Source organism: Klebsiella sp. WP4-W18-ESBL-05 (genome assembly GCF_014169075.1).
Lineage (GTDB): Bacteria > Pseudomonadota > Gammaproteobacteria > Enterobacterales > Enterobacteriaceae > Kluyvera > Kluyvera ascorbata_B.
Map to the genome: position 1 here is coordinate 1,586,992 of NZ_AP022057.1, position 22,472 is coordinate 1,609,463.

A 22,472-nucleotide genomic window follows, 5' to 3' on the forward strand; every position below is an offset into this window, starting at 1 on the left:
TTTCCTCAATTATAGTTTTCAGTAGGGAAAATGAAATAAACGACATCCAGAGGTAGAGTCAGGTAATCGTTACCCTCCTGAGGACAGTGAATAAATTCGCCGGGCGTTTTGCGCCGTAATGGCGCTACGTTGCTGTGCGGATATCGGCAAAAGCTGCAATGACTCTTCCACGCATTTACGCCATCGGGTATATCCGCCCGCAAGGTTGACCACGGGCCAGTCCCCGCCGAAAAGACAGCGTTCGGTGCCGAAGATATCGATGGCATGCAGGATCCAGGGGATCAGCTGCTCTTTTTTCCAGTTCTGCCAGTCCGCTTCGGTGGGTAGGCCGGAAAGCTTGCAACTGACGTTCGGGTAGGCCGCGATCCGCATAATGCCTTGTTGCCATTCCAGCATGCCGTTCTGCGTAATATTGGGTTTACCCATATGGTCGAGCACCACATGTGCCTGTGGGCAGCGGTGAAATAGCCAGTTCAGCAGGTTGTCAGCGGCAAGGAGCTGATCTGCGCGGATACACAGATCGATGACCCATCCCTCCTGCGCGGCGGCCAACAGTCCGGCCCGATAGTCTGCATCGTAAAAGCGCTCAAGCGGCTCATTTTGTAGCGAACGGCGAATGCCAACGACTAATGGCCATTCCCGGAGCTGGCGTAGAAAAGGGCGTACTGCCTCGCCGTGTTCCAGCGGTGCGCAGGCGACAATCCCGGCCAGGACGATAGGGCTGTGTTCCGCTATCCGGTGAAGCCAGATAACCTCTTCGAGAGCCTGGTCGATAAGGCAATCCGCCTGAACAACAATCGCCATGTCCGGCGCGCCGTCAACGTTGGCCAGCTGTTCGGGAAGATACGGCTGGTTTAGCGCCGGCAGATCGTTGAGCCACGGGTAAGATAAACACTGTGGGTTCCACAGATGGAGGTGGCTATCTATCAGCGTCATTTTTGGGCTTTGCCTCCGTTTCCTGGCAGCATGTCCCAGCCAATATTCAGCACTGGTGCCATCAGCGCATCAATTTTGCCCATTAATTCCGGGTCGAGCGGCTGCGTGCTCCAGCGAATATTGTCCAGCATATTTTCTGCACTGGCGGTGCCAATCACGGTGGTGGCAATACCGTTTTGCGCTGCGGTAGTTAAGGCAAACTGCAGGGCTGCCTGGGCAATATTGACGCCATTGCGGTCACACAGTGCCGTGACCGCGCGGCACACTCGCTGCACATCGGTGTGCGCTGGGTGCCACTGCGGCGCGCCGTCACGGGTCAGTAATCCCATTGCCAGCGGGGACGCGTTCAACACCCCGATTCCCGCCTGATTAAGCCGACGAGCGACGTCGCCTAAACGGCGATCCTGCAACGTCCAGGTGCAATAGGCCATCACCGTGTCGACCTGCTGCTCAGTGGCGATACGCTCGAGCAAATCCAGCGTATACCCGGTGATCCCAACGTGGCCCACCACGCCGTCTTGTTGCAAAGCACGCAGCGTCGGCAGCGCTTCATCAATCAGCTGTGACAGGTCGCCATATTCAATATCGTGGCATTGGATTACGTCGATATGGTCAGTTCCCAGGCGAGAGAGACTCTCATCAATACTGCGCAGGGTGGCTTCGCGGGAAAAATTCCACTGGCTATCACCGTAGCGGCCCACTTTGGTTGCCAGCGTATAGTGCTTTCTTGGTACACCTTTTAACGCTGCGCCAAGCGCCGTTTCTGCTTTTGTTAGCCCGTAGTAGGGCGCAACATCGAAATAGTTCACCCCGTGGGCCAGCGCGGTTTCGACGGTTTCATTGGCCTGCTGCTGTGAGACCGGGTGATAGATGCTGCCGAGTGATGCTGCCCCCATGGACAGTACCGGAACCTGAATACCGGTTTTGCCTAACATGACTGTTTTCATTTTTTGTCTGCTCCCGAACGTAATGTGTCGTTCTCGGTGGTGCGCAGAGATAGCCGTAATCCGGCCCGCTCTGGGCGGACGTGTGGGCCCTGTGCGACAGTCCAGCTCCCTTCCGCATGCGGTTTTGCCAGCGCTGCTTCATCCAGTGAAATCCCCAGCCCCGGGGCATTGCCCAGCACAATGCCGCCATTTTCAATGCGCTGGTCGACGCTCACCCCGGTGGGGAAAGTGAGATCCTGAACTTCGCAACTCAGATGGTTGGCAATGGCCGCTGCGGCGTGTGCGACCGGGTTGGTGTTGTAACCGACCGGGCTGACGGGCAGGCTAAAGGCCTGCGCCAGATTTGCGATGCGCAGAAAGTGGGTTATTCCCCAGCACATACCGGCCTGTAAAACGTCCACGGCGCGTTCGCGTATCAGCGGTTCAAATTGTTCAATGCCGGTCAGGTTCTCCCCAGTGGCAACCGCGCAGTGAACCTGCTGACGGACGGCGGCGTGGCCTGCGGCATCCCAGCGTCTTACCGGCTCTTCTATCCAGCTCAGATCGAGCGCTCGCTCAAGACGCGAGACGTAGCGCACCGCCTGTTTGGCGCTCATGGATTCGTTGACGTCAATCATCACCGAAGGGGCGGCGGTGTTACGGCGATACACGTCGCGCACCGCCAGTAAACGCTCCAGATCCTGCTCGACGTCCAGGCCGCCTTTCAGTTTGAACGCGGTAAACCCGCGCTCGGCGAAACGTTGGTGTAGCGCGACCAGTTCGTCAAGGGAGAGCGGATAATCGAGCCCGGAAGCATAGCCCGGCACAAAAGCCTGTCTGGCCCCCAGATGCCGCCACAGCGGTTCATCGGCGATCTTTGCTTTTAAATCCCACAGCGCCATATCGACGACGCCGATGGCCCCAAAGACGCTACCTGCATGGCCGCTTTTAAATACCCAGGACAGCATGCGGTCATAGAGCGCGGTAACCGCGCGGGGATCTTCGCCTTCAATGGCCGGGAAGATACGCTCGATATCGGCATGGCCTCCCGGCGCGATACCACAGATGCCTTCGTCAGTTTCCAGCACCAGAAAAGGGATTTCGGTGACTCCGGAGATCAGGCTACCGTTGATATCGCCGATCGGCCTACCCCAGTTATGCAGCGCTTTGAGCGTGCGCCAGCCGGTGATTTTCATGCTTCAGACTCCTGGTATTGGGTACTGGCCGTTTTGGCCGTCTGGCGCATATCAATCACCATTCTCCCTTGGATTGCGCCGCGTTCCATCTCGTTAAAAATGTCGTTGATTTCATCCAGACGACGGGCCTGAACGACCGGATGTACGCGTCCTGCCAGCGCATGATCGAAAGCTTCCGCCAGATCCTGACGTGTACCGACCAGGCTGCCGACGATTTCGATGCCGTCCAGCACGGTTTTGACAATGTTCAGGTCGAGATCGCCCGCCGGGACGGCAACGCAGACCACGCGGCCTCCGGCTCGTACGCTGTTGACCGCCTGGTTGAAGGCCGAGCGTGCGACGGCCACCACCACTGCGGCATGCGCGCCGCCTGCGGTCAGCTCGTTGATGCGAGCAGGGACGTCTTCCTCCCGCGCATTGATGGTGTACTCCGCACCGGATTCGCGCGCGAGCTGGAGTTTGTCGTCCTGGATATCAATGGCAATCACGCGGGCATTAAAAACGTTGCGTGCAAACTGAATGGCCATGTTGCCGAGCCCGCCAGCGCCCCAGACCGCGACCCATTGCCCAGGACGTACCGTGGAGACTTTTATCGCTTTATAGGTTGTCACCCCGGCGCAGGTAATGCTGCTGGCAATGAGCGAGTCGAGCCCCTCTGGCACCTTCACGGCGTAATCGGCTTTCACGATGCACTGCTCTGCCATCGCGCCATCGACGCTGTAACCAGCATTTTTGACCTTGCGGCAAAACGTTTCACGACCGCTGACGCAGTACTCGCAAACGCCGCATCCTTCATAAAACCACGCGACGCTGACGCGATCGCCAATGCGCAGGCTGGTCACATCGCCAGCGATCGCGCGCACGATGCCAATCCCTTCGTGCCCCGGAATACGACCGGGAACGGGGCCGAAATCGCCCTGCACGACGTGCAAATCGGTGTGACAAACGCCGCAGCATTCCACTTCGACCAGCGCTTCACCGGCTTTGAGATCCCGGAGCGCTATCTTTTTGATCTCGACTTTTCCGGGGTGGCGCTGGCTAACAACGGCTGCTTTCATAATGATTCCTGTTAGTTGAGTTCCGGAACGACGTTGTCCAGAATGCGCTGGCGTCGGGCAACGTAGGCCGGCAGCGGGGCAACACCGGAGGCGTCGGTAAACCAGGCAAACGGATCGGTGCTGGCGACGAGCGCAAAATTAGCCCACGGGTTAAACGAACCCGAGCGAATGATGACTTTGGCCTGCTGCGCTAGCTGCTGGCACAGCGTTTCATGGCTGGCTTCGCGGAATTCGGCGCCGGAGCCGGTATAAACCGCCTGAAGGTCGCGGTAGAGCTGCGGGTTGCAATCACGTACTTCGCTGGCGAAGTGGACTTCTTCGACGAAGATCTCTTCGCGCAGCACCTGCAGGATGGTCATGACGTCGATGGTTCCCGGCCAGAAGCCCAGGTCGATGCGGTGGGCATTCGCCGGGATTGGAAAGCCCGCGTCGGTTACCAGAACAATGTCGGTGTGGCCCAGGGTCGCCAGCGCGCCCGCCAGCTCAGGATGCTGAATTCGTCCGGTTCTCATCGTGCGTGCTCCTCGGTTGTTGCCTGTGTCTGTAGGAAGGCTTCAACGTCGGCACGCGTGTGGTATGACGGCACGGTTTCCCAGGCGGTGCAGCACAATGCGGCGGTGGCGTTGGCAAATAAAACGGCATCGTGAAGCGACTGATTTTCATCAAGAGCGGTCGCCAGCGCCGCATTAAAGCTGTCACCTGCGCCGTTGCTGTCGACCACCTCAACCCGACAAGGGGCAACCTCGAGGGTTTCGTCGCGGGAGTAGACCGCCGACCCTGCATCGCCCAGTGTCATTACGACGTAGCGGCAGCCGGTATCTAACAGCAGATCGGCGATTTCCCGGTTACTACGCGGATCGTCCGGCGGCAGCCCCAGGGCGACGCGGGCTTCGGTTTCATTCGGGGTTAGGTAGTCGATGGCGCTTAAATCAAGCTGACGCAGATCCTGGGCGGGCGCCGGATTCAGGATGGTGGTTTTCCCCAGACTATGGGCGCGACGCAAGCCGTACAGCGCGGTTTCCAGCGGAATTTCCAGTTGGGCCAGGGCAACATTGCACTCAGCTAAGGAGGCAATGGCTTCATCAACGCGAGCTGGGGTAAAGAGTTTGTTGGCCCCCATATCCACCACGATGATATTTCGCGCCTCGCGATCTTTGACGATCAACCCGGCGCCGGTCGGCAACTCTTGGGTGATGCTCAGCGCCTAGATATCAATGCCTTCATCCTGCATTAAACCGACGAACTCATAGCCAAATGCATCATCACCGACAACGCCCGCATAGGCGACATCTGCACCTAAGCGTGCGGCCTGCACCGCCATGTCCGAGCCTTTTCCGCCCCAGGTCTGGCGAAAATCGCGGCCAATCAGCGTTTCGCCTGCCAGTGGGATACGATCGGTGGTCATCACTAACGCTTTTGCATAACTACCGAGAATAAATACACTCATCACATACTCCATTCTCTGTACTGCTTTTGAACGGGACGCCGCGTTGCCACGGTGTCCCGGGATAAATCAATAGCCGTTGATATCGCCTACCAGGCCTTTCACCAGCTCTGGCCCGGAGCTGGTGCCCACCAGTTCCGCCCCGGCAATAAACATCTCTTTCATTTTTTCTATCGTGTTGACTTTACCGGAAACTTTCACGCGGCACGGGGCCTGGATATTCGCTTTGAGAAGTTGAACATCTTCTACCGTGGCTGCGCAGCCGCCTTTGCCCCAGCCGCTGGATTGTTTCACCCAGTCAATACCGGCTTCGTATGCATAACGAGTGGCTTTGATTTTCATTGCTTCTTCAGTGATGAAGCCGAACTCCAGCATGGCTTTTACTTTCATACCCAGATCGTGAGCAACGTGGGTGACTTCTTTCAACTCGCGGAAATAGAGCTCGTCCAGACCACCGAGCAAAAAGCCTGGGTTCGGCGGGAAATCAAATTCGTCAGCGCCTTCTTTCGCCAGTTCACGCACCAGGGCGACTTTCATGGCGGTGGTGTCGTTGGCCTGCGGGAAGTTCACGGTGGTGGCAACGCGGATCCCGCTGCCTTTCAGCACATCTTTCGCCAGAGACACCCAGCATGGCGCGATCATCGCAGCATCGAATTGATACTGCTGACAAATTTCCAGGTGCTTTAATAACCCTTCACGCGTCAAATCCGGGTTTACATTGGTGAACTGAATTGCCTTCGCAACCTGACGGGGATCGTTAAAATCAATCATCTACAACTACTCCTGTTTGCTAGGTCACCGCACAACACTATGCGGTTGGGATAACGCTACTTTAGGCAGGTCGGCGATGAGGCGTGATAGGTAGAATTCTCTGCAACATGGACAAAATTTTCATGTCAATGAAGTTGTGAAGTGGTTCAAAATTTTGTCTGGAATTCGGGCGTGTTACGGGCGTTTTGATATTGACCGTGCCACGCTGTACGCCCTTATACAGGGTGTTCAGGTAGGCAGGAGCTAATGGGAAGAGAAACGCAGAAAACCCGCATCGTGGCAAACTGGTATCGTGAGTCGGATGAGTTTTCGACGCTGGTGAACTATCGTATTTTGCGCGCCGGGCATATTCAGACGGCTGAAAACTTTCATGTCAGACGCCAGTCAGTTGTGGGGCATGAGCTGATTTTTTGCCTCAACGGCAGTGGGTTTATCCGGATGGAAAATACCCTTCATCCCGTGAAAAAAGGCGGGCTAGCCTGGCTGCCAGTACGCTGGCCGCATGAACATTTCCCCAATAAAGAGGAACCATGGGAAATTCTGTGGGTGCGAATTGAGGGGGGGAAGCTCAATAACCTGATGCAAATCCTCGAGGTGTCGCGCAACCCGGTTTTTCAGTTTGAACAGCCAGACAAAGTGACTGAAATTTATAACCATATCTTTAGCATGATGCATACACATACGCTGGTGGCGGACGCGCGCTGCGATCTTCTTTGTGCGCAGCTCATTTTTATGCTGCTGGAAAACCGCAGTTTTGAAGCGGAAAGAACGCCTATTATTTTACACCGCGGATTAGGCAAGCTGATTTATCAGATCCACAGTCACTACAGTGATGAATGGGATATTGAAAAATTTATGCATTACTGTCAGGTGAGTAAGCCCCAACTTTTTCGTTTATTTCAGGCCACATTTAATCAAAGCCCGCTAAAGTGGCTAAAAAACTATCGGTTGTCGCAGGCGCGACGGCTTCTGGTTGAAACCAACGATTCAATTAGCCGTATTGCTGCTCTTGTGGGGTATAACGATCCGCTGCATTTTTCCCGTGATTTTCACCGTGTGTCCGGTTTTTCCCCTAGTGAGTTTCGTCGTAAGGAACAGCATCTTGATGTTTTAGTTGAAAATCAGCACCGTACCGGTCCATAGGTCAGTAAACGATAAATGGTCTTCTGATCTTATCCCGCAATAGTGGACACGCAACTAAGTGAGTAAACTTTCAACCATTGGTGACTCACATAACAACACCAGCATCAACCACCAAAAAAGGTGAGAAAAATGGCTCCGTGCGGTTCCCTCTCCCCATTGGGGAGAGGGTTAGGGTGAGGGGGAAAACACCGAACTACAGTGTGTGCTCCGTACGGGCAATAATATCATCCTGCGCATCCGGCGACAGCGCGGTAAAGAACGCCGAATACCCCGCCACGCGCACCACTAAATCACGGTACTGATCCGGATGTTTCTTCGCTTCCAGCAGCGTTTCGCGCGACACGATGTTGTACTGAATGTGCCAGCCTTTGTGTACTTCAAAGAAGGTGCGCAGCAGCGCCATCAGTTTCTGCTTATCGCTCTCGTTTTCCAGCGTTGCCGGGTTCAGCTTCTGGTTAAGCAGCACGCCGCCAAGAATGGATGCCGTCGGTAACTTACCAATAGAGCTGATCACCGCGGTTGGCCCCAGATGGTCGGTACCGGAAGCCGGACTGGCGCCTTCGGCGAGCGGCGTTTTCGCCTTACGGCCATCCGGTGTAGCCATAGTCTGGGCACCAAACGGCACGTTGGCCGAAATAGACGAGGTGCCGGCGTAGTAGTTTCCGCCAATCGGGCCGCGGCCGTAGCGCGGGTTATGGTACTGCTTCAGTTCGTCGATATAGGTCTGATAGGCGCGCGCCAGCAGGGTATCAACGCTGTCATCGTCGTTGCCGTACTTCGGCGCGCCGTTGATCAGGCGCTGACGCAGCTGTTCGTGGGTCAGACCCTCGTAATCGTCCGCCAGCGCTTGTGCCAGCTGCTGCTGACCTATCGCCCCCTGATCGAATACCAGCTTTTTGACCGCCGCCAGGCTGTTGCCGAGGTTGGCGATGCCCACCTGCAGGCCGGAAACCCAGTCATACTTTGCGCCGCCCTGTTTGATGCTTTTCGCCCGCTCGATACAGTCGTCAACCAGCGCCGAGCATAGAATATCGTGCACGTTTTCTTCCAGCATGGTGTCGACCACGTACTCAATCTCAATCGATTTACGCGTGTAGTAGCGGATCTGATTATCCCAGTCGGCCAGCATCTGGTCGAAGTTGGCGAAGTTGCCCTGCGACAGCGCGTGCTCCTGTGGCAGGAACACCTTACCGCTGGTGGCATCGCGGCCGCCCTCCATCGCCGCCAGCATCACGCGGGCAAAGTTGATAAAGCTCATGCCGGTACAGCGATAGCCCCATTTACCGCCGACGGCGGTTTCGATGCAGCCGATTGCCGCGTAGTCGTAGGCATCTTCCGGTTCGACGCCGAGCTTAATAAATTCCGGGATGACGATTTCATCGTTATTGAACGCTGGCATGCCGAAGCCGCAGCGAATCACCTGCACGCAGGCGTCGAGGAAATCGTTGCTCATGCCAGCGTGGTAGCGCACGCTCAGGTTTGGCTGGGTGGAGCGCAGGCGGCCGCAGGATTCGAGAATTGCGTAAGAGAGCGGGTTGACCGCGTCCTGCGCCTCGCCGTTTACCCATTTTTGGCCGCCGATGGTGACGTTCTGATACAGCGGGCTACCGGCAGAGGCTTTGGAGTGCGAGCCGGAGCGAATTTTGTTCACCTCCAGCAGCTTCAGCCAGCAGCTGTGCAGCAGTTCAATGGCGTGCTCGCGATCCAATGACTGTTCCAGCTCAACGTCGCGGCGATAGTAAGGGTACAGATACTGGTCCATACGGGCGAACGACACGGAGTGTCCATTCGACTCAATTTGTAAAATCAGCTGAATGAAATAGCATAGCTGCAGCGCCTGCCAGAAGGTTTTTGGCGGCTGGTGGGCAATCACGTCGCAGTTTTCCGCTATCGCCAGCAGCTCATCGCGGCGGCTGGCCCGCGTTTCTTCGGCGGCCATGTTACGCGCCAGCTCGGCGAAACGGGCAATGTGCAGGCTTACGGCTTCAAGAACGATATCGATAGCTTTGAGGAACTGCTCACCGTGCAGGTCTTCCAGCACGGTCAGGTTAATGCGGGTACGGCGTTCGGCCACTTTCGCGCGCATGCCGTCGAGGCCCTTTTCCAGCAGCAACGGGTAGTTTACCGCCAGGTGAGCGTCGCCCGAGGTCATATTGCCTTCAGCTTTGATGATACCGGTCGCCAGCAGCGCTTTTTGCTCATCGGTGAACATACCGTAGCAGCGGTCTTGTACGGTCTGGCCGCGCCACCATGGGCACACTTCGTGCAGCACGCGTTTGTTCTCTTCGCTGACGGCGAAGCCCGCGCCCGGACGGTCGGCGAGATCGTCGATCTCTTTTTCAATCCAGCTGACGGTATATTCCGGGAAGATCGGCGCGGCGCGCACTTCACTGGCTTGGTTGCCGATGATCAGCTCGTCGTGTTTGATCCAGATAGTCCGCTCTGCCAGGTGGTGGGCCAGCGCCAACGCGCGGCGGACCGGAATCGGCTTGTCCAGGTGCTGCTGGTACGCTTCGGTATAGTGGCGTGCGCGTTCGGTGCACACCGGCGGCTTAACAATATGCACCAGCGCGTTTTTGTGGGCCTGGATGCGGTCGGTCAGTTTATCGAGCGTCAGAGTGGTCATGGTTTTTATCCTCGTAGTGTCGCCGTTAACCCTTTTTCGTGCGCGTACTGTTGGGCAAAGTCCAGCAGCGCTGGGTCATTCAGCGGCTTGTCGGGTGCAAAGTAGGGAAGACCGAGCAGGGAATATTTGTTGATTCCCAGCGTGTGGTACGGCAGAAAATGAATGTCGCGCACGCCGGGCATTTCATCGGCGGCAAAATCGGTAATCGCTTTAATGGAGGCGGTATCAGCGTTGAAGCCCTGAATCAGCGGCACGCGCAGGGTGACTTTTTTGCCGGCTGCCGACAGGCGTTTCAGGTTATCGAGTACGCGCCTGGCCGAGCCGTCGGTCCACTGTTTAAAGCGCGCCTCGTCAACGTGCTTGAGGTCGGCGAGGAACAGGTCGATATACGGCAGCGCCGGTTCGAGATAGCGCCACGGCACATGCAGGCAGGTTTCGACCGCCGTGTGGATGCCTTGTTCATGCGCGCTTTTCAGCAGCGTCAGCGCCAGTTCAGGATTCATAAACGGCTCGCCGCCGGAGAGCGTCATGCCGCCGCCGCTGCGATCGTAAAAGGGCTTATCGCGCAGAACGGTCGCCATGATGTCTTCGGCGCTTTTCGCTTCGCCGCAGACGGTCAGCGCCTGCGTTGGGCAACAGTGTGCCAGCGCGTCGAGATGCGTTTGATTCAGCTTTTCGCGATGAATAACCAGGCCGTTAAGGGCACGGGTAATGACCGCAGGCGCCGCCTGTTGACACAGATCGCAGCCCTCAAGGCACAGGCGCGGGTCAAACAGCAGATCCTGTTCACGGGCGCGGCTTTCCGGGTTTTGACACCAGCGACAGCCGAGCGAGCATCCTTTCAGGAAAACCACGGTGCGGATGCCTGGACCATCGTGGGTGGAATAGCGCTGAATGTTGAAAATCATAGCGTGCCCTCATCTTTCGTATAAAGATTAAAATACTTTCGAATGAAAGTTATCTTGACGTGCGTCAACTTAAGAAGAGGTTTTGCTGTGGTAGGGTTATTCCATGCTCAATATCACGCTTTAAGGAATCATCATGGAACTCTATCTCGACACCTCTGACGTTGCGGCAGTTAAAAAGCTGGCGCGCGTGTTTCCGCTGGCGGGCGTTACCACCAATCCAAGCATCGTGGCTGCGGGCAAAAAGCCGCTGGATGCGCTGCTGCCGGAGCTGCTTGACGCCATGGGCGGTAAAGGCCGTCTGTTTGCCCAGGTCATGGCGACTACCGCCGATGGCATGGTGGCAGATGCGCATACGCTGCGGGCGATTATTCCGGATCTGGTGGTCAAAGTGCCGGTAACGGCAGAAGGGCTGGCGGCGATTAAAATGCTGAAAGAAGAGGGGATCCAGACCTTAGGCACCGCCGTATACGGCGCCGCGCAGGGGCTGCTGTCGGCGCTGGCGGGTGCAGAATATGTCGCGCCTTATGTCAACCGCGTGGATGCACAAGGCGGCAACGGGATTCAGACGGTGTGCGAATTACAGGATTTGCTGACTCTGCATGCACCGCAGTCGAAAGTGCTGGCGGCCAGTTTCAAAACGCCACGCCAGGCGCTGGATTGCCTGCTGGCGGGCTGTCAATCGATTACTCTGCCGCTGGACGTGGCGCAGCAGCTGATTAGCTACCCGGCGGTAGACGCGGCGGTGGCGAAGTTTGAGCAGGACTGGCAAACGGCATTCGGACGGACGTCGCTGTAAAAGAAAATACCGGATGGTGGGCAAGCGATTATCGGTTCCCTCTCCCCGTTGGGGAGAGGGTTAGGGTGAGGGGGTTATGCCGAAGCCTGCCCGCACACCTCACACGCTGGGTCACGCATTAGCTTCATCTCTCTGAACTGACAGCGCATCGCGTCATACATCACGATTTTCCCCGCCGCTGGCGTACCGTAATGGGCCAGCACCTTAATGGCTTCCATGGCCTGCATTGCACCGATGACCCCGACCAACGGCGACATTACGCCCGCTTCGACGCAGGTGAGGGCATTGTCGCCGAACAGGCGGCTCAGGCAGCGGTAGCATGGCTCGCCTTCCTGATACGTAAATACCGAAATCTGCCCTTCCATCCGAATCGCCGCGCCGGAAACCAGCGGGACCTTATGGCGGAAGCAGCCCGCGTTGAGCTGGTTGCGAATGGAGACGTTGTCGGTACAGTCGAGCACCAGATCGTGTTCGGCAATCAGCGCCCACAGCTCGTCTTCTTCCAGCAGTGCGTTACGGGCCGCCAGAGTGACGTGCGGGTTAATCCGCGCCAGCGCCGCGCGGGCGGAGTCCACTTTCGGCAGGCCAATCGTGGCATCGCTGTGCAGCGTCTGGCGCTGGAGGTTGGAGAGCGCGACGGTATCGAAATCCAGCAGCGTCAGTTGGCCAATGCCCGCGGCGGCCAGATACTGGGCTGCGGCGCAGCCCAGACCGCCGAGGCCAACGACCAATACGCGCGACGCTTTTAGCTGCTCCTGACCGTCAAAATCAAAGTCGCGCAAAATGATTTGCCGGTTGTAGCGCAGCATTTCGGCATCGCTGAGTTCGACGGCCATTACAGGCCTCCCAGCAGATGGTTAAACGGCTCAACCTCGACCCATTCACCCGCTTCAACGGTGCCGCGTTCGCGCTCCAGCACGATGAAACAGTTGCCCTGGCTGAAGGAGCTGAAAATATGCGAACCCTGGTGGCCGGTGGTGGTAACGGTAAGCTCACCGTTGGCGTCGCGGCTTAGCACGCCGCGCTGGAAGTCGAGACGGCCCGGCGATTTCTTCAGTCGACCGGCGGCGCGCACGCGCAGGCGGGGAGCCTGGGTGGCGTGCGTGCTGGCGCTCAGCTTCGCCAGCAGCGGTTGGACCAGCTGATAGAAGGTTAACGCGGCGGAGACCGGGTTACCCGGCAGACCGCAAAACCAGCTGTGGCTCAGCTTACCGAAGGCGAACGGTTTACCCGGCTTGATGGCCAGCTTCCAGAAACCTATTTCGCCGAGCTCGTCGAGGATGGTTTTGGTGTAATCCGCTTCACCCACCGATACGCCGCCGGAGCTGATGACGACGTCGGCCTGTCGATCAGCCTGGATAAAGGTTTCGCGAAGCTGTTCCGGGTTGTCACGGATGATGCCCAGGTTAATGACCTCACAGCCGAGCTGTTCGAGCATCAGGTGTACCGCCAGGCGGTTAGTGTCGTAGATTTGCCCGTCACCCAGCGGCTGGCCCGGCAGCTGCAGTTCATCGCCGGTAGAAAACAGCGCGACGCGGACCTTCCGCACCACGTCGACGTCGGCGATGCCGAGCGACGCCAGCACCGGTAATTCGGCAACGGTAAGGCGCGTCCCTGCGGGGAAGACGACCGCGTCGCGGGCAATGTCTTCACCGCGGCGGCGAATGTTTTGCCCCGGCTTCACGTTGGCGATGAAGCGAATACCGGCGTCGGTCTGCTCGGTTTCCTCCTGCATCACGACGGCATCGCAGCCGGCGGGAACGGGGGCACCGGTCATAATGCGCACGCAGCTGCCGGCAGGCCATTCGCCGTGGAACGGCTGTCCAGCAAAGGCTTTGCCAGCAACGGTCAGCGGCGCCTGTGCGCTAAGATCGGCCAGGCGGACGGCGTAACCGTCCATTGCCGAGTTATCAAAACCGGGTACGTCCAGCGGGGAGATGATATCGCGTGCGGTAATGCGCCCAAACGCCTGCAACAGCGGTACCGTTTCACTTTCCTGAAGTGGGGTAATCCGATCAAGCATCTGTGTGAGCGCCGCATCAAGCGGTATCAGTCCGGCGGTAAAATCCATGGGTAAACTCCTGCGGGAAACGTTCGAATCCGCACATTATGGCAGAAAACCCCCGCAGACTGTATGCCACCTGCGGTGTAGCTTTACATGACGGAAGGCTATTTCTATATTCAAAATTCATATAGGCGCAATGCCACTATAATGATATTTATAAAGAAAATGACGGAAGGGATGGCGTAATGGGCAAGGCAGTCATTGCAATTCACGGCGGTGCGGGGGCCATCAGCCGCCAGCAGATGTCGGCGGAAAAAGAGCGCGAATATGTGACCGCGCTGTCCAGCATTGTGGAACATGCACAAGGGATGCTTGAGGCCGGTGCCAGCGCCCTTGATACGGTGACGGAAGCGGTACGACAGCTCGAAGAGTGCCCGCTGTTTAACGCGGGAATCGGCTCGGTGTTTACCGCCGAGGAAACCCATGAGCTTGACGCCTGCGTGATGGACGGCAACGCGCTGCAGGCGGGGGCCGTGGCGGGCGTGAAACATCTGCGAAACCCCATTCTGGCTGCCAGACTGGTGCTGGAAAAGAGCCCGCACGTGATGCTGATTGGCGAAGGTGCGGAAGCCTTTGCTCAGGCGCAGGGCATGGAGTGGGTGGAGAATTCGCTGTTCTCTACCGACGCGCGCTTTCAACAGCTTGTCGAAGCGCGCAGCAACGGCGCATTTATTCTCGATCACGACGGTGCGCCGCTCGATGAGCGTCATAAGATGGGGACCGTCGGTGCCGTCGCGCGGGATATCAACGGCAACCTTGCCGCCGCCACCTCGACCGGCGGAATGACCAATAAGCTTCCAGGGCGGGTGGGCGACAGCCCGCTGGTGGGGGCGGGCTGCTATGCCAACAATGCCAGCGTTGCCGTTTCTTGTACCGGCACCGGTGAGGTGTTTATCCGCACGCTGGCGGCGTACGATATTGCGGCATTAATGGAGTACGGCAACCTGAGTCTGCTGGAGGCCTGCGAGCGGGTTGTGATGGAAAAACTGCCGGCGCTCGGCGGCAGCGGCGGGTTGATTGCTATCGACCGCGAAGGCAACGTCGTGCTGCCGTTCAACAGTGAAGGGATGTATCGTGCCTGGGCCTACGCCGGCGATACGCCTACGATTGGTATTTACCGGGAATAAAAGGAGCAACCGTGCCGCATGCCGATGAGCTTGATGTAACCCAGGTGCTGAGCGTTCAGAACCTGAACGTGGCGTTTCGCCAGGATAAGCAGCCCGTGCGTGCCGTACATCAGCTCTCTTTTCATCTCAATCGGGGCGAAACGCTGGCGATTGTCGGCGAGTCCGGCTCGGGGAAATCCGTGACGGCGCTGGCGCTGATGCGGCTGCTGGAGCAATCCAACAGCGACGTCCACTGTGACCAGATGCTGCTGCGTCGGCGTAACCGTGAGGTCATTGCGCTTGCGGAGCAAACGCCCGCGCAGATGCGCCGCGTGCGCGGCGCCGATATGGCGATGATTTTTCAGGAGCCGATGACTTCACTCAATCCGGTATTTACCATCGGTGAGCAGATCGCCGAATCTATTCGGCTGCATCAGGGACTAGGGCGCGAAGAGGCGCTGGCCGAGGCGAAAAAAACGCTCGATAACGTGCGCATCCCCGAAGCGCAGACCATGCTGTCGCGCTACCCGCATCAGCTTTCCGGCGGTATGCGCCAGCGGGTGATGATTGCCATGGCGCTGTCGTGTCGCCCGGCGGTGCTGATTGCCGATGAACCGACCACCGCGCTCGATGTGACCATTCAGGCGCAAATTCTTCAGCTTATCGACGTGCTGCAAAAAGAGATGTCGATGGGGGTTATTTTTATCACCCATGATATGGGGGTGGTGGCTGAAATCGCCGATCGGGTGCTGGTGATGCATCAGGGCGAGGCGGTTGAGACCGGCCGCGTTGAAGATATCTTTAACGCGCCGCAGCATCCCTACACGCGTCGTCTGCTCGCCGCGGTGCCTCGGCTGGGCGCAATGCGCGGCAGCGCGTTGCCGAAAAGCTTTCCGGATCTGAACGCGTCGGCACCTCCGCCGCCGCCGCAAAATACGGTAGTGAGCGGTGACCCGATACTCAAGGTTCGTAACCTGGTCGCGCGTTTCCCGCTGCGCGGCGGCCTGCTAAACCGTATTACCCGCGAAGTGCATGCGGTGGAAAACGTCAGTTTTGATTTATGGCCCGGCGAGACGCTGGCGCTGGTCGGCGAGTCCGGTAGCGGCAAGTCGACCACCGGACGGGCGCTGCTGCGGCTGGTGGAATCACAACAGGGCGCTATTACATTTAACGGCGAGCGAATTGACGGCCTTTCCGCCAGCCAGCTTCAGCCGCTGCGGCGCGATATTCAGATTATCTTCCAGGACCCCTATGCTTCTCTGGACCCACGTCATACCGTCGGTTTTTCGATTATGGAGCCGCTGTGGGTGCACGGTGTGCTGCAGGGGGAGGCGTTGCAGCAGCGCGTGGCGTGGCTGCTGGAGCGGGTGGGGCTGCTCCCGGAACATGCCTGGCGCTATCCGCACGAGTTTTCCGGCGGCCAACGTCAGCGTATCTGCATTGCGCGCGCGCTGGCGCTGGAGCCGAAGGTGGTGATTGCCGATGAGTCCGTGTCGGCGCTGGACGTCTCTATCCGCGCGCAGATTATTAATCTGCTGATGTCGCTCCAGCGCGAAATGGGTATCGCCTTCTTGTTTATTTCTCACGACATGGCGGTCGTGGAGCGTATTAGCCATCGCGTGGCGGTGATGTATCGCGGCCGCATTGTGGAAATTGGCCCGCGGCGCGCTATTTTTGAGGATCCGCAGCATCCGTATACCCGTAAGCTGCTGGCCGCCGTGCCGGTCGCTGACCCGGCGCACCGGCGACCGCAGCGCGTACTGCTGTCCGACGAGCTGCCGAGCAATATCTATAAGCGGGGCGAAGAGGTAGAAACGACCGGTTTGCAACAGGTTTCACCTGGGCACTACGTAGCCCGCGAACCGGTAAGCAGTGCGCTGATAAACCGATAATAAAACCATAGGCAGGGGACAATATGACACAACGCATTTCAGGTAAATGGCTGGTTGCTCTGGGGATAGCCTCGGCGCTGGCCGCCGCTCCCGCGTTCGCGGCAAAAGATGTTGTGGTCGCGGTTGGTTCTAATTTCACCACTCTCGACCCGTATGATGCTAACGACACGCTGTCGCAGGCGGTAGCAAAATCCTTCTACCAGGGGCTGTTTGGCCTGGATAAAGAGATGAAGCTGAAAAACGTGCTGGCCGAAAGCTACACCGTGTCTGATGATGGCAAGGTCTACACTGTGAAGCTGCGTCAGGGGGTGAAGTTCCAGGATGGCACCGATTTCAACGCCGAGGCGGTGAAGGTTAACCTCGATCGCGCCAGCAATCCGCAAAGCCATCTCAAGCGCTACAACCTGTACAAGAATATTGATAAGACCGAAGTCGTCGACCCGCAGACGGTGAAAATCACCCTCAAGCAGCCATTCTCGGCGTTTATCAATATTCTCGCCCACCCGGCGACGGCGATGATTTCGCCTGCGGCGCTGAAAAAATACGGCAACGAGATTGGCTTCCACCCGGTAGGTACCGGGCCGTATCAGCTGGATACCTGGAACCAGACCGATTTTGTGAAGGTCAGCAAATTTGCCCACTACTGGCAAAAAGGGCTGCCGAAGCTGGACTCGATTACCTGGCGTCCGGTTGTCGACAACAATACGCGCGCCGCGATGCTGCAAACCGGCGAAGCGCAGTTCGCCTTCCCGATCCCTTACGAGCAGGCCGCGCTGTTGGCGAAAAACAGCCAGCTTGAGCTGGTGGCCAGCCCGTCAATCATGCAACGCTACATCAGCATGAACGTGACGCAAAAACCGTTTGATAATCCGAAAGTGCGCGAGGCCATCAACTACGCGATCAACCGCCAGGCGCTGGTGAAGGTCGCTTTTGCGGGATACGCAACGCCGGCGACCGGCGTGGTGCCACCGTCGATTGCCTACTCAACGCAATATCAGCCGTGGCCGTATGACCCGGCGAAAGCGCGCGAGCTGTTAAAAGAGGCGGGTTACCCGAACGGTTTTAGCACCACGCTGTGGTCATCGCATAACCACAGTACCGCGCAGAAGGTGCTGCAGTTCACCCAGCAGCAGCTGGCACAGATTGGTATCAAGGCGCAGGTGACGGCGATGGACGCCGGTCAGCGTGCGGCGGAAGTGGAAGGTAAGGGCCAGAAAGAGAGCGGCGTGCGCATGTTCTACACCGGCTGGTCGGCATCGACCGGCGAAGCTGACTGGTCGCTGTCGCCGCTGTTTGCCTCATCAAACTGGCCGCCAACCCAGTTCAACACTGCATTCTACAGCAACCCGCAGGTTGATAAAGACCTGGCCGCTGCGCTGCAAACCACCGACGGCAGCGAAAAAGCGCGGCTGTATAAAGACGCCCAGGATATCATCTGGAAAGAGTCGCCGTGGGTGCCGCTGGTAGTGGAAAAACTGGTTTCAGCGCACAGTAAGTCATTGTCTGGGTTCTATATTATGCCGGATACTGGATTTAGCTTTGACGATGCGGATTTGAAGTAAGCGACCTTACCCTGCGTCATGATGGCGCAGGGGATGCGCGGCAAGGAGAGTCATGCTCAACTATGTGATGAAACGCCTGCTCGGCCTGATCCCCACGCTGTTTATCGTGGCCGTGCTGGTGTTTTTGTTTGTCCATATGCTGCCCGGCGACCCGGCGAGGCTGATTGCCGGACCCGAGGCGGATGCGCAGGTGATTGCCATGGTGCGCCAGCAGCTGGGGCTGGATCAACCGCTGTATGTGCAGTTCTGGCACTACATTAGCCACGCCGTGCAGGGTGATTTTGGCACGTCGATGGTGTCACGGCGCCCGGTATCAGAAGAGATTGCCAGCCGTTTTCTGCCGACGCTATGGCTCACGCTTGCCAGCATGAGCTGGGCGGTAATATTTGGCATGGGGGCGGGAATTGCCGCCGCCGTCTGGCGTAACCGCTGGCCGGATAGGCTCGGGATGGCGCTGGCGGTGACCGGCATCTCGTTCCCGGCCTTTGCGCTGGGTATGCTGCTGATGCAAATTTTCTCCGTCGAGCTGGGCTGGCTGCCGACGGTGGGGGCTGACAGCTGGCGGCACTACATATTACCGTCGTTGACGCTGGGGGCCGCTGTGGCCTCGGTGATGGCGCGATTTACCCGCGCCTCGTTTGTTGATGTGCTGAATGAAGACTATATGCGCACCGCGCGCGCCAAAGGGGTGAGCGAGAAATCGGTAGTGCTCAAGCACGGGCTGCGTAACGCTATGATCCCGGTGGTGACAATGATGGGCCTCCAGTTTGGCTTTTTGCTCGGTGGCTCGATTGTGGTCGAGAAAGTGTTTAACTGGCCGGGGCTCGGGCGCCTGCTGGTGGACTCCGTCGAGATGCGCGACTACCCGGTGATTCAGGCCGAGGTGCTGCTGTTTTCGCTGGAGTTTATTCTTATTAACTTAGTGGTCGATGTGCTTTACGCCGCCATTAACCCGGCTATCAGGTATAAATAACGTGCGATTATTCAACTGGCGCCGACAAGCCGTTCTTAACGCCATGCCGATCGTGCAAGCAGACGCTCGCCGCACGCCGTGGCGCGAGTTCTGGCGGCGTTTTCGTCAGCAGCCGGTGGCGATGGCTGCGGGCATTTTTGTCCTGCTATTGATCGTTGTGGCGATCATCGCCCCGTGGATTGCACCGTTCGATGCGGAAAACTACTTTGACTATGACAGGCTTAACGACGGACCGTCGTTGATCCACTGGTTCGGCGTCGACTCGCTGGGGCGCGATATTTTCAGCCGCGTCCTGGTCGGGGCGCAAATATCCCTCACCGCAGGCGTATTTGCGGTGCTGATGGGTTCGCTGATAGGCACCGTTCTTGGCCTGCTGGCGGGCTATTATGAAGGCTGGTGGGACCGCATCATCATGCGCATTTGCGACGTGCTGTTTGCCTTTCCCGGCATTCTGCTGGCGATTGCGGTGGTGGCGATTATGGGTAGCGGGATGACCAACGTCATTATTGCCGTGGCCATATTTTCCGTTCCCGCCTTTGCCCGCCTGGTGCGTGGCAACACGCTGGTGCTCAAGCAGCAAACCTTTATTGAATCGGCGCGCAGCATTGGCGCCAGCGACAGCGTGATTATCTTCCAGCATATTCTGCCAGGCACCGTGTCATCCATTGTGGTGTATTTCACGATGCGTATCGGGGTGTCGATTATCTCCGCCGCCAGCCTGTCATTCCTGGGCCTCGGCGCTCAGCCGCCGACGCCAGAGTGGGGCGCAATGCTCAACGAAGCGCGCGCCGATATGGTGATTGCGCCACACGTCGCGATATTCCCGGCACTGGCGATTTTCCTGACGGTGCTGGCGTTTAACCTCCTGGGCGATGGGCTGCGCGACGCGCTCGATCCGAAGCTGAAAGGGTAGTCCCTGCGACAGGTTGCTGGCGTCACGGGCAGCCTGTTCCTTCTCCTTATGTTCTGGAAGAGCGACTTTGTCGCTCATCACAATCCGCTCTCTTTTTTTGACGCTTCTCGCTTTTTTCCCTGCCTCCGGAAGAAGGCATTTCCTCCTGTGGGCGGAAAACGCCGCTCAGACTGCGAGGGCAGGAAGTCTTAGTATCGACCTAACCTAATCGGGACTAAACGCATGGAGAGGTAGGTCAATGCTCATTGCTCGGGACAACATTTTTCTCAACCAGACTTTTACCGATAAGCAGTCGGTCTTTCGCTTTCTCGCTCACCACGCTGTGGCGCAGGGGTGGGCCGACAGCGCGCAGAACATTGAGGCCGATTTGTGGACGCGCGAGAACCAATATTCCACCGGCTTTGAAAGCCAGATTGCTATCCCTCATGCGAAAACCGCCAACGTCTCGCAGGCCGGGGTGATCTTTATTCGCCTGCAGCAGCCGATTGCCTGGGAAAGCCTCGACGATCAGCCTGTACAGATTATTTTCGGCCTGCTGGTGCCTGAAGAGGGGGCACCGCTTTTGCATTTACAGATCATCAATAGCCTTGCCTGCCAAATCGTTGAGGACGATTTCAGAGCGTTTTTATTTTCTGCCAAAGATGAAGACGAATTGTTTCACTTTATGCAGTCACGTATCGAAATAAAGGAGCAGAGATGAACATAGTTGGAGTGACCTCCTGTATCGCTGGTCTGGCCCATACGCCGATGGCCGCAAAATCGCTGGAAAAAGAGGGTGCCCGCCTTGGCCACAAGGTCAGTATTGAGCAGCAGGGTGCAATGGGAATCCTGGATCGCCTGCCGGAACAGGCGATTGCCGAGGCCGATTTCGTGCTGATTGCTGCCGACCGGACCATTGAAGAAGAGGCTCGTTTCGCCGGGAAAACGGTGATTCGGGTAAAAATTGGCCAATGCGTCACTCATGCCGCTGATGTGATTAGCAAATGCGTCGCGGCGGTTGAGGCGCGCCGCAACGCATAAAACTGCCGGGGTAATGTCATGAAAAAGATAATGATAGACATAAAAAACCACGTAATGACCGGCATTTCTTTTGCGCTGCCGGTCATTATTGCCGGTTCGCTGATGGTCGCGGTGGCCAAAATACTCGGCCTGATTGTTGGCGAATCCAATCTTGATGCCTTCGCCAAAAGTGACGGACTCATGAACTGGCTGTATCTGACCCAGGATGTCGGTTTCAAAATCATTGGTCTGATGAACTACGTACTGGGCGCATATGTCGCTTATTCGGTAGCGGGTAAGAAAGGACTGGCGGCCGGTTTTACTGCCGGGCTGATTGCCTCCATAACCGGCTCAGGGTTTCTGGGGGCGGTACTTGGCGGTCTGCTGGCGGGCTATTCGGCGGAGTGGGTAGGACGCAAAATTCGCATTACCGGCTCAGCTTCTAGCTCGGTACCGCTGATTATTTTGCCGTTTATCACCGTTGGCCTGCAGGTTGTGGTGATGCTGCTGTTGCTCGGCGATGCGCTTAGCTGGATTAACGCTGCGCTGATGGGCTGGGTACAGCAGATGACGGAAGACGGTACTAGTACCGTGATGCTGGCGGCGGTGCTGGGCGGGATGATCTGCTTCGATCTCGGCGGCCCGGTCAACAAAGCCGCTTGGGGTACCGCCAACGTGCTGTTTCTGAGCGGCGTTTATCTGCCTGCTATCCTGGTGAATGTGGCGATTATTATTCCACCGCTGGGCTACGCTGTCGCACGTTTCCTGCGGCCCAACAACTTCAACCAGACCCTGAAAGAGGCGGGCAACGGTGCGGTCATTATGGGTATCCTCGGCATTTCTGAAGGCGCAATTCCGTTTACGTTGCGTAACCCCGCGCGGCTCATTCCCGTTAACGTGTTAGCCGGGGCGCTGGGCGCGATGACAGTCGCGTTGTTCAAGGCTTATCCGATCATGCCACCGCTCGGTGGGCTGTACGGCGGTTTCACCGTTGGTCATCCGTGGGCCTATTTTCTCGGCGCGCTGGTTGGCACCCTGGTGATAGCCTTTGGCGCCAATTTACTGGTGAATTTTAACGATGAAGAACGGGTAGAAACCGGCGATATATCGACGGTCAGCGATGAAATAGACATTAAATTTGATTGATTTGGGCCTGTG

The 22,472-nt window shown here is 57.6% G+C and carries 20 protein-coding genes and 1 pseudogene; 10 read left to right on the top strand and 11 right to left on the bottom strand.

Annotated elements, in window-relative coordinates; genetic code table 11:
- Positions 1–69 precede the first annotated feature (69 nt).
- The 7 genes and pseudogenes from H7R58_RS07655 to deoC form a co-directional block, all read right to left on the bottom strand.
- Positions 70–936 (bottom strand): amidohydrolase family protein, encoded by an 867-nt coding sequence (locus tag H7R58_RS07655; RefSeq protein ID WP_182929238.1) that lies wholly within the window; start codon positions 934–936, stop codon positions 70–72.
- Positions 933–1,883 carry an aldo/keto reductase gene (locus H7R58_RS07660; RefSeq protein WP_106924540.1) on the bottom strand — a complete coding sequence of 317 codons (951 nt, stop codon included), beginning with the start codon at positions 1,881–1,883 and terminating at the stop codon, positions 933–935. Before H7R58_RS07660 ends, H7R58_RS07655 begins: the two co-directional genes overlap by 4 nt.
- On the bottom strand, positions 1,880–3,058 hold the full coding sequence (locus tag H7R58_RS07665) for a mandelate racemase/muconate lactonizing enzyme family protein (protein WP_182929237.1): 1,179 nt from the start codon (positions 3,056–3,058) through the stop codon (positions 1,880–1,882). The genes H7R58_RS07660 and H7R58_RS07665 overlap by 4 nt, the downstream gene beginning before the upstream one ends.
- A complete protein-coding gene (gene adhP, locus H7R58_RS07670; RefSeq protein WP_106924538.1) occupies positions 3,055–4,116 on the bottom strand; it encodes an alcohol dehydrogenase AdhP in 1,062 nt (353 codons plus the stop codon). Before adhP ends, H7R58_RS07665 begins: the two co-directional genes overlap by 4 nt.
- A gap of 11 nt (positions 4,117–4,127) precedes the next feature.
- Positions 4,128–4,628, bottom strand: a complete 501-nt coding sequence (rbsD, locus tag H7R58_RS07675; protein ID WP_106924537.1) for a D-ribose pyranase — start codon at positions 4,626–4,628, stop codon at positions 4,128–4,130.
- Positions 4,625–5,563: pseudogene (locus H7R58_RS07680) on the bottom strand (ribokinase). The gene rbsD and the pseudogene H7R58_RS07680 overlap by 4 nt, the downstream one beginning before the upstream one ends.
- A gap of 66 nt (positions 5,564–5,629) precedes the next feature.
- Positions 5,630–6,331, bottom strand: a complete 702-nt coding sequence (gene deoC / locus H7R58_RS07685) for a deoxyribose-phosphate aldolase (protein WP_106924536.1) — start codon at positions 6,329–6,331, stop codon at positions 5,630–5,632.
- Positions 6,332–6,577: 246 nt separating this feature from the next.
- Here deoC and H7R58_RS07690 point away from each other — a divergent pair, with 246 nt between their 5' ends.
- The gene (locus H7R58_RS07690) at positions 6,578–7,474 is read left to right on the top strand and encodes a helix-turn-helix transcriptional regulator (protein WP_106924535.1); all 897 of its coding nucleotides are present in this window, start codon (positions 6,578–6,580) and stop codon (positions 7,472–7,474) included.
- A gap of 193 nt (positions 7,475–7,667) precedes the next feature.
- On the opposite strand, the gene H7R58_RS07695 is transcribed toward H7R58_RS07690, so the two are convergent.
- Both H7R58_RS07695 and H7R58_RS07700 read right to left on the bottom strand, forming a co-directional pair.
- Positions 7,668–10,100, bottom strand: a complete 2,433-nt coding sequence (locus H7R58_RS07695; RefSeq protein WP_182929235.1) for a formate C-acetyltransferase/glycerol dehydratase family glycyl radical enzyme — start codon at positions 10,098–10,100, stop codon at positions 7,668–7,670.
- Between the two features lie 5 nt (positions 10,101–10,105).
- A complete protein-coding gene (locus tag H7R58_RS07700; RefSeq protein WP_182929234.1) occupies positions 10,106–11,008 on the bottom strand; it encodes a glycyl-radical enzyme activating protein in 903 nt (300 codons plus the stop codon).
- 133 nt (positions 11,009–11,141) lie between these two features.
- Here H7R58_RS07700 and fsa point away from each other — a divergent pair, with 133 nt between their 5' ends.
- Positions 11,142–11,804, top strand: coding sequence for a fructose-6-phosphate aldolase (fsa, locus tag H7R58_RS07705; protein ID WP_182929233.1), 663 nt, complete (start codon positions 11,142–11,144; stop codon positions 11,802–11,804).
- A 74-nt stretch (positions 11,805–11,878) separates the two neighbouring features.
- Here the strand turns inward: fsa and moeB are convergent, their stop codons facing one another.
- Complete coding sequence (moeB, locus tag H7R58_RS07710) at positions 11,879–12,640, bottom strand: molybdopterin-synthase adenylyltransferase MoeB (protein WP_182929232.1); 762 nt, start codon at positions 12,638–12,640, stop codon at positions 11,879–11,881.
- A complete protein-coding gene (gene moeA, locus H7R58_RS07715; protein ID WP_106924530.1) occupies positions 12,640–13,875 on the bottom strand; it encodes a molybdopterin molybdotransferase MoeA in 1,236 nt (411 codons plus the stop codon). The genes moeB and moeA overlap by 1 nt, the downstream gene beginning before the upstream one ends.
- A gap of 179 nt (positions 13,876–14,054) precedes the next feature.
- Between moeA and iaaA the strand changes: the two genes are divergently transcribed.
- The 8 genes from iaaA (at position 14,055) to H7R58_RS07755 (ending at position 22,460) form a co-directional block, all read left to right on the top strand.
- Positions 14,055–14,996, top strand: coding sequence for a beta-aspartyl-peptidase (gene iaaA, locus H7R58_RS07720; protein ID WP_106924529.1), 942 nt, complete (start codon positions 14,055–14,057; stop codon positions 14,994–14,996).
- Between the two features lie 11 nt (positions 14,997–15,007).
- Entirely contained in the window at positions 15,008–16,867 is a 1,860-nt protein-coding gene (gsiA, locus tag H7R58_RS07725) for a glutathione ABC transporter ATP-binding protein GsiA (protein ID WP_182929231.1), read from the top strand.
- Positions 16,868–16,890: 23 nt separating this feature from the next.
- Positions 16,891–18,429 (top strand): glutathione ABC transporter substrate-binding protein GsiB, encoded by a 1,539-nt coding sequence (gene gsiB / locus H7R58_RS07730; RefSeq protein ID WP_182929230.1) that lies wholly within the window; start codon positions 16,891–16,893, stop codon positions 18,427–18,429.
- A gap of 52 nt (positions 18,430–18,481) precedes the next feature.
- A complete protein-coding gene (gsiC, locus tag H7R58_RS07735; protein WP_106924526.1) occupies positions 18,482–19,402 on the top strand; it encodes a glutathione ABC transporter permease GsiC in 921 nt (306 codons plus the stop codon).
- Between the two features lies 1 nt (position 19,403).
- Positions 19,404–20,315, top strand: a complete 912-nt coding sequence (gene gsiD, locus H7R58_RS07740; RefSeq protein WP_106924525.1) for a glutathione ABC transporter permease GsiD — start codon at positions 19,404–19,406, stop codon at positions 20,313–20,315.
- A 238-nt stretch (positions 20,316–20,553) separates the two neighbouring features.
- Positions 20,554–21,015 (top strand): PTS sugar transporter subunit IIA, encoded by a 462-nt coding sequence (locus H7R58_RS07745; RefSeq protein ID WP_106924524.1) that lies wholly within the window; start codon positions 20,554–20,556, stop codon positions 21,013–21,015.
- Complete coding sequence (locus tag H7R58_RS07750) at positions 21,012–21,335, top strand: PTS fructose transporter subunit IIB (protein WP_106924523.1); 324 nt, start codon at positions 21,012–21,014, stop codon at positions 21,333–21,335. Before H7R58_RS07745 ends, H7R58_RS07750 begins: the two co-directional genes overlap by 4 nt.
- A 30-nt stretch (positions 21,336–21,365) precedes the next feature.
- Entirely contained in the window at positions 21,366–22,460 is a 1,095-nt protein-coding gene (locus tag H7R58_RS07755; RefSeq protein ID WP_223878901.1) for a PTS fructose transporter subunit IIC, read from the top strand.
- The last annotated feature ends 12 nt before the right edge of the window (positions 22,461–22,472 follow it).